This window comes from Malacoplasma penetrans HF-2 (assembly GCF_000011225.1).
Lineage (GTDB): Bacteria > Bacillota_I > Bacilli_A > Mycoplasmatales > Mycoplasmoidaceae > Malacoplasma > Malacoplasma penetrans.
Window position 1 is genome coordinate 325,579 of the sequence record NC_004432.1, and the last position, 16,133, is coordinate 341,711.

General features: G+C 26.8%; 9 protein-coding genes. 6 read left to right on the plus strand and 3 right to left on the minus strand.

Translation table 4 applies throughout. From position 1 onward, the window contains the following. Positions 1-13: 13 nt before the first annotated feature. Positions 14-1,342: an RNA-binding domain-containing protein gene (locus MYPE_RS01340; RefSeq protein ID WP_011077084.1), complete on the minus strand. Its 1,329-nt coding sequence runs from the start codon at positions 1,340-1,342 to the stop codon at positions 14-16. Between the two features lie 321 nt (positions 1,343-1,663). Between MYPE_RS01340 and MYPE_RS01345 the strand changes: the two genes are divergently transcribed. Continuing rightward, the gene (locus tag MYPE_RS01345; protein ID WP_044891225.1) at positions 1,664-5,032 is read left to right on the plus strand and encodes a lipoprotein 17-related variable surface protein; all 3,369 of its coding nucleotides are present in this window, start codon (positions 1,664-1,666) and stop codon (positions 5,030-5,032) included. Positions 5,033-5,086: 54 nt separating this feature from the next. Here the strand turns inward: MYPE_RS01345 and MYPE_RS01350 are convergent, their stop codons facing one another. Both MYPE_RS01350 and MYPE_RS01355 read right to left on the minus strand, forming a co-directional pair. Next, complete coding sequence (locus MYPE_RS01350; protein WP_011077086.1) at positions 5,087-5,659, minus strand: GNAT family N-acetyltransferase; 573 nt, start codon at positions 5,657-5,659, stop codon at positions 5,087-5,089. 6 nt (positions 5,660-5,665) lie between these two features. Continuing rightward, complete coding sequence (locus MYPE_RS01355; protein ID WP_011077087.1) at positions 5,666-6,247, minus strand: GNAT family N-acetyltransferase; 582 nt, start codon at positions 6,245-6,247, stop codon at positions 5,666-5,668. A 248-nt stretch (positions 6,248-6,495) separates the two neighbouring features. Here MYPE_RS01355 and MYPE_RS01360 point away from each other — a divergent pair, with 248 nt between their 5' ends. The 5 genes from MYPE_RS01360 to MYPE_RS01380 all read left to right on the plus strand — a co-directional run bounded on the left by MYPE_RS01360 (position 6,496) and on the right by MYPE_RS01380 (position 16,127). Continuing rightward, a complete protein-coding gene (locus MYPE_RS01360; RefSeq protein WP_011077088.1) occupies positions 6,496-9,882 on the plus strand; it encodes a lipoprotein 17-related variable surface protein in 3,387 nt (1,128 codons plus the stop codon). Between the two features lie 453 nt (positions 9,883-10,335). Beyond that, positions 10,336-11,895: a P35 family lipoprotein gene (locus MYPE_RS01365; protein ID WP_011077089.1), complete on the plus strand. Its 1,560-nt coding sequence runs from the start codon at positions 10,336-10,338 to the stop codon at positions 11,893-11,895. 276 nt (positions 11,896-12,171) lie between these two features. Further along, positions 12,172-13,728 carry a P35 family lipoprotein gene (locus tag MYPE_RS01370; RefSeq protein WP_011077090.1) on the plus strand — a complete coding sequence of 519 codons (1,557 nt, stop codon included), beginning with the start codon at positions 12,172-12,174 and terminating at the stop codon, positions 13,726-13,728. Between the two features lie 214 nt (positions 13,729-13,942). Then, a complete protein-coding gene (locus tag MYPE_RS01375; RefSeq protein ID WP_044891227.1) occupies positions 13,943-15,121 on the plus strand; it encodes an AEC family transporter in 1,179 nt (392 codons plus the stop codon). Positions 15,122-15,143: 22 nt separating this feature from the next. Further along, entirely contained in the window at positions 15,144-16,127 is a 984-nt protein-coding gene (locus MYPE_RS01380) for an NAD(P)-dependent oxidoreductase (protein ID WP_011077092.1), read from the plus strand. Positions 16,128-16,133: the final 6 nt, after the last annotated feature.

Below are 16,133 nucleotides of genomic sequence, written 5' to 3' on the forward strand. Positions count from 1 at the left end.
CATTTATAAGGAATTAAAGAATTTTTCAATAACCTGTATTTTTATTTCTAACTCATTTTATTTTTCCATTTGAACTTAAAGAAGATGTTACTCTTTGAATTGTTCTTGGAGATTTATTTAATATTTTAGACATTTCTTCTTTTGTAATCATGTCATAGTTCATTATTAGTTTTAAGACTTCTTTTTCTAAACTATTTGAATTGTCTTTTTGAATTTTTTCAACTTCTTCATTTTTTAGTTTGTTTCTAAAAAAAGTAAAATAAAATCCATATGCTGTTTTTTCACTTTTTCATGATACATTAGCCTCTTTACAAAGTTGATCCATTCTTCTAAAACCTGTTCCAGATTTTTCTACATCTTTACAATGGTACAATATATCTAAAATTAATGGGTTCCTTTTTATGGAAGAGATATTTCTTTCAACAAAATCACTAGGGTTTAAATCTTCAGGGAATGTACCTGGATTAAAAATAGTAACCATGTTTGGGTGAATGTTTATTTCTATTTCTGGTGTTGGGTTATATAAAGCATGAGCAAATGCATTAACAACAATTTCTCTAATTGCTTTCTGAGGTATTTCAGGAGTTTCAATTCTTTTTCTCTCAATCTTTATGTCTCAATTAATGTGTTGCAATATAAAAGAAACAGCAGTGTTAATTAGGTTGTAGATATTATCTTTAATTGAGTCCAAATATGTAAATGTTAATTTAACATCTGTAGCAAATGCAGCCATTTTTAAACCAATATTTGCATTTTTACCAAATATAGCAAAAGCAGCATTATTAAGTTTATTATTTTTATAAATTTCTAAAACTGATAATAATTCTTCTTTGTTGTAGTTTGGCATTTCAAGTCTTCCACATGATATTGCCTCACTATAATATTTTTTTAAGGTTTTATCATCAATTTCATCCAAAGTTTTGTTGTTAATCTCTTTTTCTCAAGGGTAAGAATAATCAGAATCTAAAAATAACTTTTTTAGTTCCTCTCTTGTCATGTGTCTATTTTGTGTACCTACTCTAACTAAGAATTTACCAAATGCAGAATATGGTTTGTTTTTTCCAGAAAAACTTACTTTTATTATTGATTTTCCTTCTATGCTTATTTCAGTAATTGTAGGAATAATACGAGGTTCTATGTCTCTTAAAATAGAATCTGAGATTTTTTTAATAGTTGAATCTGTAACTATTTGACCCTTAGGTTCCCCATTATCATAAACACCAAAATAAATTTCTCCATAATCATGTTTATTTAAAATTGAAGCAATAGATTCAATTGCACTATGTAATTCACTAGTTGATTCTTTAAATTCTAAAACTTCACTTTCTTTTCCTAAATTCATGCTTTTACCTCAAACTTATTATAACTCTTTGTCTCCCCACTTGTCTCCCCACTTGTCTCCCCACTTTCTAAATTGGTGTGATGAGAACAATGAGAAACTAATGACTAAGATTTTTAATATTTTTATTAAATATTAATAGCTTTGTTATTTTTGTTTTTCTTAGTGATTTAGTTTTTATTTATTTTCTTGATTTAACCTATTTATAAAAAATATTTTTATTAGTTAGTAGTTGCATTACTTTTTTAGTTTTTATGGACCAGATGATTTTAATTACTAATTCAACCCAATAAAATTAACTTGGTTTATAAGGATGGTATTTATATGAAAAAACTGTCTAAAAAAATATCTTTAGTAATTACCAGTTCAATTTTAAGTATTGCAACTGGAATATCCATTGCTTTACCTATATCCAATTCAGCATTATTAAATTCTAGTATTACAAATATTACTAGTAAGAATCAAGCTACAGAAAGTAGTCCTGTAATCCCTTCTGAAGTTAATGATCAAAATGCTAATATTTCAACAAAGAATGGACCTGTAACTTTTTTAGGAAATAAAATCACTGCTCTTGATTGGTTTGGTAATAAATTGTGAGATATTGATTTTACTACATTAATACCTGATCAAAATGGCAACAAAAATGAAGGACAACAAAGTCAATCTTTAACTTATAGTGGGCCTTGATCTAGGGCTTGATTTAACTGAGACTATAATAGAAATACAGATTTAATATGGATTTTGGGTTATTGATCTAATAATAAAAAAACTCAACCACTGTTGGGTATTCAAGCTTCTAATGGTCAAGTAAAACATACTTATAATTTAAGTTATGATGGTGTTTTAAATAATGTTGGAACAGGTACAGCTTATCGTTTTGTTTCTGCTTTAAGTTCGGGAAAAGTTATGGTTTATGGTGGTGCAGGAAGCCCTTATGATGCAAAAGGAATTTTATATGATCCAGATAGTAATAGCACTTCTGTAATTTCAGGAGATTCTGCAAAAAATGAAATTCTACCAACTAATGATGAAACATATGGTAAAAAATATAGATGATATTTCTTTAATTTAATACCTATTGGAAACAACAAGAACTTAGTAGAGGTTTTACCATTTTCAAGAGATGAATCAGTAGATGATGGTGGTTTTCCAAATGCTAATTACAATGTTTATTTCTTACTTGTAGATGACAAGTTAAATATGATTCATAAAGAAGGCACATGATCAAAATTAGTTAAAGTTGCAGATGGTATGCAAAACTATAGAAATACTAAAATTACTCCTCAACGTGATTATTACACTATGTTAGATGGTAAAGTAGTAACTGTTGTTTACAATACTGCAATTGTTATTGATGGAAAGAATGATAACATTCAGTTTGGTGTTTATCCAATGTCTGAAAAGAAATGAATAAAATCATGAGCATTTGATTCAAACCAAAATTTATACTTTAAATTTAAGGATGAATCAAAAGTCTATAAAGTTTCAGGTTCTGTTTGACAAACACTAAACAATAGTACAACTAATAGCAATGTTCCTTTAGATTTATATTTAGATTTAGCTGGAATTCAAGATATTAAGAGTTATGCTAATGACCTAATTATGTATAACGTTTATGGTTATACTGGACAATTAATGATGATCAATTCTAAATATAATGCAAAGGTTGATACTACTAACTCAACTATAACAGTTGATACCAATGATCAGAAATATGGTTTAGCTATAGCTGTAAATCAAAACTCTTCTAATCAAACAAAAGGTGATTATAAGGGTATGCTTAATGGGGATAACAGTTTTCAAAAAACTTCAAATTTTGAATTAAGTGCATCAGCTAAAAGTTCAAAAATCCCTAGTGAAATCACAAAAGAAGATATTGTTGCATCTAATGGATTTTTAAAAAATCCAAGTGACTTCACAATAAAAGAAATGGATGACAAAACTGGTACTATAAAAATTGAATGTAAATTATATCAGGTTCCATGATTTACAGATAAACTCCCAGATGATATATCTCCTAAAATAATTGAACATGAATATAAAACAGATAAAACCATCAGTGACAAAACATCTTGAAAGAATCTTACAACATCAACTGATTATGACTTCTTAAATATGAAACCAACCACTATTCAAAAAGGGGATGTTGAAAATTTAGATCCTTTCCAAGTTTCATTTCAATCTCAAACAATTGTTGATAAAAACGGGAATACTTTATACCCTAAAAAAACATATGATGTAAAAGATAAAGATGATGCTAAAGGTACAGTTAAAGTAACTGTAAAATATGAATATATTCCAATGGGGATAACTTATAAAGATAGCACTTCTGTTAGAAGTTATGATGCAGAAACTACTTATAATGTATTTAAAAGTTCTACTACTCCTGCATTTAAATTCATGGGTCAAACTAATTCTGAACCATCAATAAATATTCAAAATGTTTCAGAACTTAAAAATCTGCTAAGTGCAAATACTTTACCATCTTCATTTTTAAGTTTAAATTCATCATCTGATAAAACAAATTCAGGATTCTTACAATTTGTTAATACAAACACTAGTAAAGGTTATCCAATCTCTAAAATGAACTTTACAGTAACTGCAGATGATAGACAAGGATCATTATCTATAAAAGGTGTTATGCCAAACACTTATTCTCCAACAGGAAATCAAGAAACATTTAGTATTACTTATACTAATTTAAACAAAGCATCAAATTATAAATTTGATTTTAAAACTGTTTCATCTATTGGTAATCAAAGTATCAAATCTATTCTTCCTTCAGCAATTACAGATGGAGATATTATTAATAACTTTATAAGTTATACAGGATTTAATTCAAATGATTTTTCAATTACTAAAACAGTAAATGATGAAACTGGTGAATTAACAGTAGCAATTAATTTAGATAAAAAATATGCTAGTGAAATTGGTGATGGTAGCTATGGTTTTAAAAATTATAGTGCTACAAAAACATTTACTGGATTTATGACTAAAGATGAATATAATAAGAGATTTGATGTTCAATTTGTAAAAGATGATGATAGTAAATTAATACAATTAAAACAAATGCAAGTTTCAAAGATATATGATAGTTTTAGTGGTACTAATACAACTCCATTAACAGTGGGTAATAAAACTTATAATACATTAAAAGATTTAATTAAAGAGCTATTAGTAGAAAGTATTGGAACAGCAATCCCAACTTCTTGAAATGATGCTACAATCACTGCAGAAATGCATGCTGATAATTCCCAAGGTACAATAAGCTTTTATGTAAAAATACCAAAAGAAAAAATTACTGGTGCTAATAGTGATATCAACTTAGTTGCCAACTATACAGGATTTGTTAAAGGTAATGCCGTACAAACTGGAGATAACTTATCATTTGTAGCAGACAATATGTTAAAAAGTTATTTATTAAGTAATGGAGATATAAGTTCTGAAGAAGAGTTTAATAAATTTACTCCTGATACTTTTGCTAAATGATTAACTGATAACAATAATGAAAAGGCATTAAAACTTATTTCTTATAAAAGTGGTCAGTATGAAGATTTATTAAAAGATTCTACTAAATACAGCTTAACAGTTCTATCAAACCCTACACAAAGAAAAGTAGATATATTTGTTCGTTTCAATGGTGTTACAAACAATCAATCATTAACTGAATACTCAGTAACTTATACTATTTAATAAATTAATAAAAATATTGGATTAATTTTAAAACTAATCCAATATTTTTTAACTTTACTTTAATCAAACAAAGTTGTTTTTAATTAATTTCTTTTTTATTTTATAAAATATAGGTTTTTTCAGAATGTATTCATTAGTGAATTTTTCACCAATTGGAAAATTACATTTATCTCTATTAAAGTATTTAAATCCAGATTTTTCAATAACTTTTTTACTTGCTGTATTTTCATCAAAGTGGCTTACTAATATTTTATTAAAACCAGAATTGGTAAAAATAAAATCAATTATGTGTTTAGTAACTTCAGTCATTATTCCAAGATTTCAATAATCTTTTGATAGTGCATATCCGATCTTAACTGTTTTATATGAAGGTGTTTCAATACCAAAACTACCAATTACTTTGTTGTTTTCTTTTCACACTAGTGCATAAAAATTTCCACCACTAATTAAGATCTTTAATATTGTTTCAGTTTCTTCAATGTTTTTATGGTGCTTTCATCCTGCACGTTCACCTACTCCTTCAACTTTTGCATATTCATAAAAATCATTTTTATCTTCTAAAGTAAAAGATCTTATGATTATCCTATTTGTTTCTAATTGGGTTTTGATAATATTTTTGTTTTTCATATTAATTTACTTTAATCACTCAAACTGAGATGGATTTTCCTTCTTTTTATTTTCATAGTCATTTGGTTTTTCTAATATGTAATCTATTAATACCACATTACCAATTTCAAATGCATTAGGTGGACTATTATATTTTTTATAAAATTTGAAACCACATTTTTCAACAACTCTTTTACTTGCCAAATTTGATTCAAAATGCCCCATATAAATTTGTTGATGATCTGTGTTTGTAAAAATATAATCAATTAGCTCTTTTACTATTTCGGTAGCTAAACCTTTATTTCAATAATCTTTGTTAAGTACAAAACCAATCATTAATTTATCATTTTCATATTTATTAAAGATGCCAAGTTCACCAATAACTTTATTATTTTCTTTATATACAATTGCATAGTCTTGTTTGCTATTAATCATCTTTATTAATATCTTTTTAGAATATTCAATATCTTTGTGGTGAAATCAGCCAGCACTTTCACCAACTCCTTCAACTTTGGCAAATTCATAAAAATCATTTAAGTCCTCTATTTTTAAAGGTCTTAAATATAGTCTTTTGGTTTCAATAATATTTTTAATTAAATGATTGTTCATGCTATCAATTTTTATAAGTTGCTAATTTGCTTTTATTAAATTTTATTTAAATCTTTTTTGATTTATCTTTTTCAATAATTTTTAATCATAATTTATTTATTTGTATTTATCTTGATACTAGAATAATTAACCAAAATATTTTTATTGGTTAATAGTTGCAGTACTTTATGTTTGTTTAAAGGTGTGGTTATTTTAATTTATTATTGCTCCCCATACAATAAGTTAAAGTTTAAGGGCGGAATTTATAAATGAATAACACATCTAAAAAAATATCTTTGGCAATAACTAGTTCTATTTTAAGTGTAGCAACAGGTTTATCTATTGCTATACCAATTGCAGGTAATACAGCGAAAGATACATCTATTGCTAATGTTTCTTCTGTTAATCAAGCTACTGAAAGTAGCCCAATAATTGCATCAGAAGTTAATGACCAAAATGCTAATTTATCTACATCTAATGGACCTATTACATTTTTAGGTGACAAAATTACTGCTCTTGATTGATTTGGTAATAAATTATGAGAAATTGATTTTTCAAAATTAGTTGAAGGGTCCAATGGACAAATAGGAGGGGGTAGCAGCAATTTCACTGGAGCATGAAAACGTACATGATGAAATTGAGATTATAATAGAGCAACAGATACAATATGAGTTATTGGGTATTGATCTAACACCACAAAAAAACAGCCATTATTTGAAATAAAAGCTTCTAATGGAGAAATACTTAATAAGCATGAAATTGATTATAGTAAGTTTGGATCAGATTTCCCTAATCCTAATATTGGTACAGTTTATCGTTTCATTACATCATTATCTTCTGGCAAGGTGATGATTTATGGTGGTGCAGGTAACTCATATGATGCAAAAGGTGTTTTATATGATCCAAAAAATAAAACTGCAACATTAATAAAGGGTGATTCAGCTAGCACTGAGATTTTACCTATGAATAATACTTCATATGGGACTAAATATAAATGATATTTCTTTAATTTAATTCCAATTGCAACAAATAGAAATATTGTAGAAGTTGTTAATTTTGTGGATGAAGGTTCAATAACAGGGGACAATGGTGCAGGTAAAGCTAACTATAATATTTACTTTTTATTGGTTGATGACAACTTGAATATGATTCATAAAAAAGATTCTAGTAGCCCTTGAGCTAAGCATGTTCAAGTAGCTAGTGGAATGCAAGGTTTTAGAAATTCTAAAATTACACCCCAACGTGATTACTATTCTTTATTAGATGGGAAAGTGGTTACCGTGGTTTACAATACTGCAATTATTATTGATGGTAAGAGTAATGATACTAAAATTGGTACTTTCCCAATGACTGATTCAAAATGAATCAAATCATGGGCTTTTGACTCTAATCAAAACTTATACTTTAAATTTAAAGGTGAAAAGATTGTTTATAAAGTTTCAGGGTCTGCTTGGGATAATTTGGGAAGTAATTTAGGTAATAAAACTATTTCACCAGATAGATATTTAGATTTAGGTGGTGTAACTGCTATTAAAGATTATGCAGATAATATGACCATTTATAATGTGTATGGTTTTACTGGTCAGTTAATGATGATTAACTCTAAGTATAATGAAAATGTTGATACTAATAATTCATCATTAAGTGAAACAAATACAGGCAATTATGGTTTGGCAATTGCTGTTAACCAAAATAGCACTAATCAAAATGTTGGTGACTATAAAGGGATATTAAATGGACCAGATAGTATACAAAAAGCTTCAGATTTTAATCTAAGTGATTCAGCAAGAACATCAAAAATTCCAAGTGAAATTACAAAAGATGACATTGTAACAACAAATGGATTTTTAAAAAATTCTACTGACTTTAAAATAGTTTCTATGGATGACACAAAAGGAAGTATAGAAATAGAAACTAATTTATATCAAATCCCTTGATTTGCTACTAGATTACCAGATAACATTTCTCCTAAAACAGTTAGAAAAACTTATACAACTGATAATAAAATACAAAATAAAACTTCATGAAAAACACTATCAAACACTACTGATTATGATTTTGTAAATATGAAACCAACTACTATTCAAAGAGAAGATGTTGAAAACTTAGATCCTTTTCAAGTTTCATTCCAATCTCAAATTATTACAAATGCAAATGGCGCCCAACTTTATCCTAAAAAAACTTATAGTGTTTCAGAACAAAATGATTCTGCAGGAACAGTAAAAGTAACAGTTAAGTATGAATATATTCCTATGGGAATAACTTATACTGGCAACAATAGTTCTCAAATAAAATCTTATGAAACTAATACAACTTACAATGTGTTTAACAGTACTACAACTACTCCTGCATTCCACTTTGCTGGACAAAGAACTAGTGAAGCATCAGTTGATATAAGACAAGTATCAGAACTTAAAAATTTATTAAGTGCTAATACTTTACCATCTTCATTTAGCAATCTAAATACTTCAACAGATAAAACAAATTCAGGATTCTTACAATTTATAAATACAAACACTAGTAAAGGTTATCCAATTTCTAAGATGACATTTAAAGTTACAGCAAATGATTCTGCTGGTACTTTAAAAATAGAAGCAACAATGCCAAGTTCTAATTCACCAACTGGAAATCAACAATCATTCAATGTAACTTATACTAATTTAAATAAATCAACAAATTATAAATTTGGATTTAAAACGGTAAATACAATTGGTGGACAAAACATTAAATCCATTCTTCCATCTGCTGTAACTGATGGAGATATTATCAATAACTTTATAGAATATACTGGATTTAGTTCAAATGATTTTTCAATTGCTAAAACTATAGATGATGAAAAGGGAACATTAACAGTAGCAATAAACTTAGATAAAGACTATGCACAAGCTATTGGGAATGGTTCATTAGGATTTAAAAATTATAGTGCAACTAGAGTGTTTAGTGGTTTTATGACAAGAGATGAATATAACCAAAGATTTGATGTTCAATTTGTAAAAGATAGTAGTTCACAATTACTTCAATTAAAACAACTTCAAGTTTCTGAAATATTCTCTAGTTTAACTGGAACTAGTCCTAAAGGACTAACTGTAGAAAATACAAATTATAAAAATCTAAATGATTTAATTGATAAACTATTGATTGAAAGTAGAGGAAGTTCAATTCCTACTGCTAATTCATGATCTAATAATACAAAAATTAGTTCATCAATGAATTATGATAATGCACAAGGAACAATTAGTTTTTATATAAAAATAGATAAGTCATTAGTAGATGGGTCTAATAGTGATTTAAACTTAGTAGTTAATTACACTGGATTTGTTAAAGGTAATGTAGATACTACAAATGATAACTTATCATTTGTAGCTGATAATATGTTAGAAAGTTATTTGATAAGTAGTAAAGATACTACTGAAGAACAATTTAAAACATTTAATCCTACAACTTTTGCAGAATGATTAAAAGCAAATGATAATGAAAAAGCTTTAAAACTTATTTCTTATAAGAGTGGAGAATATATAACTCACTTAACAAGTAAAAAATATAAACTGTCTGTAATTGCAAATGAAACACAAAGAACTGTTGATATTTTTATTAACTTTGATGAGTTAAAAGATAATAAGTCATTAAGAGAATATTCTGTGACTTATACAATTTAGTTAAATGGAAATTAGATATTCATTAAGATATATAAAATGAAGTGTAAAACACAAAACATATTTTGTGTAACACTTCATTTTTTTAATTGATGATTCAAAAAAACTATTCTTTTTAGTTGGTGATTTAACTTTTATTAAAACTTTTGAAATCTGTTTGTATGGCGGTGAAGAAGAAAGCCATAAATAAAAAGTGGAGTTAACATACATTAATTCTACTTTTTCACATATTTTTATTTAACTACCTTATTAATAATCTCTAATTTTTTCAAAGTCAGTTACTAATGACTATTAATAACTAATACAATGCATGCATTTTATGTATATAAAATAAACCAACTCATATTTTTAGTTAAGTTAATGTATGTTAACTCTACTTTGTCTATTCTTATTTAACTAAAATTTGTCTTTTTTATATTTCAAATTTTTGAAAGGTAATAATTATTAACTTAAAATATGAAAACTAAAAAAATTAAACTTTTGAAAACCCTAGCTTTAACCGGGGCTTTCGGAATTATTGCAACAGTTCCAGTAATTGTGTCTTCTTGTTCAACAACAAGTGATAACAATGGAGGAAACAATAATACAGGAGGAGGTTCCGGGGGTGGAACAACACAGACTGAGAAAGTAACTCCTAAATTCAAATCTTCAATAAATTTAATTGGTGCATTAACTGATATTTATAATCCTAGTGAAGGGAAAAATACTAATACTTTACTTGGGGAAGAAATAAAAAATAATTTAGATTCAGCTTTTGAAAACTCTAATGAATTAGAAAATAAAAATTTTGCTGTAACAGTGAAAGGTAATTTTTCAAATTCAAGTTGAGGTGGCGAACAATATACAAATGGGAATTGAAATGGTGTAACAATAACAGATGATAATAAGTTATATTATGACTCAGAATCTCCACAAATAGACATTTCTTCATTAAATGATTTAAAAAATAAATTAAGTGATGAAACAACATTAAAAGAAGCTTTATCAAAAGCTGGTGTTGCTGATACTGAAGGTTCAACATATACTATTAAAAATAGATTAGGTTTAACTGATAACAATTTAATCCATGTTAATGTTGAAGGAAAGAGTTCAACTGCAACAACACAATATGATCTGCAAATACCTGTTTCAGATATTAATTTAGATCTTTCTAATGTTGATATTTCTATTTCAGGTGATGATGTTAATCCTGTAGAAGAATCAGTTAATTTAAACTTCAATATAGGTATAAATAGTAAAACAACTTATACTGCTCCAACAGAAACTCAAAAACTTACAAAAAAAGCAACAGTGGATTCAGTAATGGAACAACTTGGATTTAAAGCAACATCAACAACTAAAAATGTTGTAAGAACAAGCATTACTTTAACCCAAGATAATGGTGCATCTACAACATCTTTAGTTGGATTAGATACAGATAAGATTGCTGAATCACTTGGAATTTTTAATACAGAATTCAAAAACATTACTTTAACTAGAGTTAGTGAATGAAATCCTTATGATGAAGTTCAAGAAAATCAAAATTACTTAACTTATAGGATTGATATAACAGGAAGTCCAAAACAAGGATATTATTTTGATGATGGAAAAACAGAAGATAAAACTTTTAGTTTTAATGTAAACATCAATCAGCAAACTGCTACTTTTAATAATGGCAATGCTGGTAGTATTTCTCAACAGGATATCAAATGATTAAATTCAAATGTTGAAAACCCAACTCAACAATCTAGCCTAAATGCTTTAAAAGATAAACTTACTAAGCATGCTGATGGTTCTCAAAAAGATGAAAACATACAAAAGATGTTAAACACCATCTCGGGATCATTAACAGTATTAGGTGGTTTAACTGATGCACATGTAAAATTATTAAAAGATGGCAGTAATGATTATATAAAAGCTTCTTCTGGGGGTAAGTGACAAGTAAGGATTACAGCATCTCCAAACAAAGGGTTTTCAGCTGTATCAAATAGTGATTTTAGTACATTTAAAATGTGGGTTACTGTAACAGTTTCTTAGTTTAATATTCTAAATATAACCCATTTGAAGATCTAAAAGATAGACTAAATTTTAAAGTCTATCTTTTTTATTTTTTGTGAATGATTCTTTTATTTTTTAAATTCATGAAATTAATACAATGCATTTATTTCATGTATTCAAAATAAAGTAACTCAGATTTTAATAAAACTAATTTTTGTTATTTCAACTTTAATAATATTCATTAGTTTAACTAATGAATTTGTCTTCTTTATAATTTCACAATTTTTGAAAGGTAAAAAATTATTAATTTTAAATATGAAAACTGCAAAAAAGAAAGTATTAAAAACATTAGCTATTACTGGTGCTTTTGGAATTATTGCAACAGTTCCTGTGATTATTTCTGCATGTTCTTCTGCAAGCAATAACAGTAATACAAATGGAGGAAATAATACAGGAGACAATTCTGGTAATGGAACTAGAGATCCTCAAAAAGTTACACCAAAATTAAAATCATCAATTAATTTAGTTGGATCAATTACTGATATTTATAATCATGAAGTCAATAACACTTCACATGATTTATTAATTAAAAAAATCAAAAGTAATTTAGGATTAGTTTTTGAAAATGAATCTGAACTAGTAAACAAAGATATAAATATAAAATTAGAAAGTGATTTTTCTAATTCTGAATGAATTGGAGAAACTTATAATGTCACTAATAAAAATTGAGGGTCTGATACAACAACTAAGTTAACTTATGCTCATTCATTAGCTCAAATTAATTTTTCATCATTAAATGATTTAAAAATGCAATTAAGTGATCAAATCAAGATAAAAGAAATTTTAAAAGAGTCTGGGGTTCCTGACACTTATTTAAATACTTATAAAATTGAAAATAAAACAGGCTTAACAGAAAACAATATACTTCATATTAATGTTATAGAAGTTGGGAAGTCTTCACCAAAAAACTATGATTTACAAATTCCAGTATCTGATCTTAAACTAGTTCTTCCTCAGGTGAATGTTTTAGTGTCTGAAAATGATATTAATTCTATTAACCAACCTATAGACATAAACTTTAACATTGGTATTGAAAGTCATTCAAATTATGTTGGTCCAGTGGAAACACAAATAATAGATGAAAGAGCAAGTGCTAATTCTATATTAGAAAAACTTGGTTTTATAAAAATGACTAATACTAAAAACTCTAATAAAACTAATATGACTTTTACTGAAATAAATGGTGCAAGTGTTACAACAAACATAGATTTAGATAGTGACAAAGTTGGAGAAACTTTAGGAGTATTCAACACAACTTTTAGTGATGTTAAATTAACTAGAATAAGTGAGTGAAATCCTTATGATGTAGTAAGCACAGAAGATAATTACTTAACATACAAAATTGATTTGAATGGAAGACCTAACAAAGGTTACTATTTTGAAGATGGTACAACTGAATCTAAAGAATTTTCTTTTAATGTAAAAACAACAGAAAGAACTGCATTTTTAACAGCTTTTGTTTCTACTAATTTAGCCAACAAAACATTTAAATGAAAAAATGCAGGTTTAACTAATCCAATAAATAATCATGATGAATTGGAAAAGAAATTAGAGGCCCATGCAAACGGGAATACAGATTCTAATATTCATGATTTACTAAATAGTGTAGCTTTCTATTTAATATTAAGAACAGATTTATATAATTCTCACATCAAGTTACTTAAAGATGAAACTGATGGATATATAAAAGTAACTAACAATAAATTAGAAATCAGAATAACTGCAATTCCAAATAAAGGATATTTAGCTAGGACAACTATGACTAGTGACTTTAATAGATTTAAAACTTGGGTAACTGTGGATCTTTCTTAGTTCAAATATAGCAATTCATATTGGTAAACACCAATATTTTTTTTATTTCCTGGTTATTAATTTAATAAAACAAAAATGACATTATTTTAATTTAATAAAAAATAAATTCAAAAGAATGCAAATTATTTATATTTGTTATCAAAACTAAAGGGGTAGAATAAAAATTGTGAGGGTATTTCCCCCACAAAATAAATTTTTTCAAGGTTACTTTAATATGAATAATAATATTACTTCTGTTTTGACAACCACATTGTCAAGTACAGGGTTGTGAAGTGCCATTTTAAGTACAATTGGAATTATAACTTTAGGATACCTTTTAGTAAAAATAAAAGTATTCAAAGCAGAATGATCCAAAGTTCTAAATTCTATTGTGCTAAAAGTAGCACTACCCGCTCTTGCTTTTAGTGGTTTTATGAATAATGCAACAATTCAACAACTTACTGAACAAGGAATTGTTTTAGGTGTAAGTTTTGGTTTTTATATTTTATTGTCTTGCATTTCAATTTTATGGGTTAATTTTTTTCCTAAATTGTTACCTAACAAAATAAAAAAATTAAATGCTAACACATTTGAGGGTCAAGTTAATGTAGTTAGTAATGAACAAAATTTAGAAGCAAATAATGCAATTGCTGAAGACAACCAAAAAAGAGCTTTAACAATGTGAATGATGCTTATTTTTGGTTCAACAACTTTTTTTGGATTACCTATTATTAGAATTCTATATGGAACAACTTCTGATGCTGTAGTAGCAGCAAACATTTGAAACATTCCATATAGAATCTTTTTATACTCTTTTGCTTTTTTAGTAATGTCAGGTTTAAAATTTGACAAACAAAACATAAAAAGCTCAGCTAAAACCGCTTTACTAAACCCAATTGTAATTGCTACATTTTTAGGGTTAGTATTTTGATTAACTCAATTAATTCCAGGCGCTAGTAGATTTGGAGCAAACTTTACTGAAGGTACAAATGGTTGATTTAACTGAAATGTTACAATGCCATACTTCTATACACCAATAAATACTGTTGGTTCTTTAAGTTCACCTTTAGTTTGATTATCTATTGGTATTACTTTAGCTACTACTAAATTGATTGATGCAGTTAAAGATAAATGAGTGTGAATTTTCTCTGTTCAAAAATTAGTGATTATTCCATTTATTGTATTTATTGTATTTTTAGGATTAGTAGCAGCAGGAGTAGTTACTAGAAATGTTTCTACTGCAATGGTTATTTTTGCAGCAACACCACCAGCAACTGTTGTAATTGCTTATGCTATGCAATACAAAGTTTGTGATAAATTAGCAACTCAATGTTCTGCATTAACTACATTACTTGCTATTATTGCTATTCCTATTTGAATAATTATCTGTACTGTAGTTTACCAATTAGTTTAATAAATAGAAAGGATTAAAAAATATGAAAGTAATTTGTTTTGGAGTAAGAGAAGTTGAAAAACCAATCTTTGAAAAATATAACAAATATAATTATCAATTAACTTTAACAAGTTCTAGCTTATCATCAAGTAATTTAAATTTAGTTGATGGTCATGATGCAATTATTGTTAGAGCAAGTGATAAAGTTGATAAAGCAGTACTAGATTATGTAAAACAAAAAAATATTAAATATGTTTTAACTAGAACTGTTGGGTTTGATCACATGGACATAGCTTATGGTAATAGCATTGGAATTAAAATGGCAAGAGTTCCAAGTTATTCACCAACTGCAATTGCAGAAGTTGCTGTTACAATGGCTGTTATGTTATCAAGAAAAATAGCTCACTTTAGCTTTAATGCTTATAACAAGAATTTTGTAATAGATTCTTTTGGGTTTGCTAAAGAATTAAAAAATTCAACTGTTGGAATTATAGGGACAGGGAAAATTGGATTAGCAACAGCTAGAATGTTTAAAGGTTTAGGTTCTAAAGTAATTGGATATGATGTTTACCAAAGTGAAGAAGCTAAACAAGTGTTAAATTATGAAAGCTTAGATAACTTATTAAAAGAAAGTGACATAATTTCATTTCACATCCCTTACATAAAAGGTGAAAATGATAATTTTATTAATAAAGACTTTATTAATAAAATGAAAGACAATTCAATTCTTATTAACTGTGCAAGAGGGCAAATCCAAGATGAAAAAGCAATCTTAGATGCAATCTTATCTAATAAGTTATTAGGTGCTGGATTAGATGTTTTAAATAATGAAAAAAATTACTTTAATAAAAAGTTAGATAAATTTGAAGATGAAACTATTAACAAATTAATTAGTTTATATCCAAGAGTATTAATTGCTCCTCATATTGGTTCTTATACTGATGAAGCTGTAGCTAATATGGTTGAGTTTTCTTTTGATAACTTAAATGAATATGTAACAACTAATAGTTGTAAAAATAAAATTTAAAAGTTA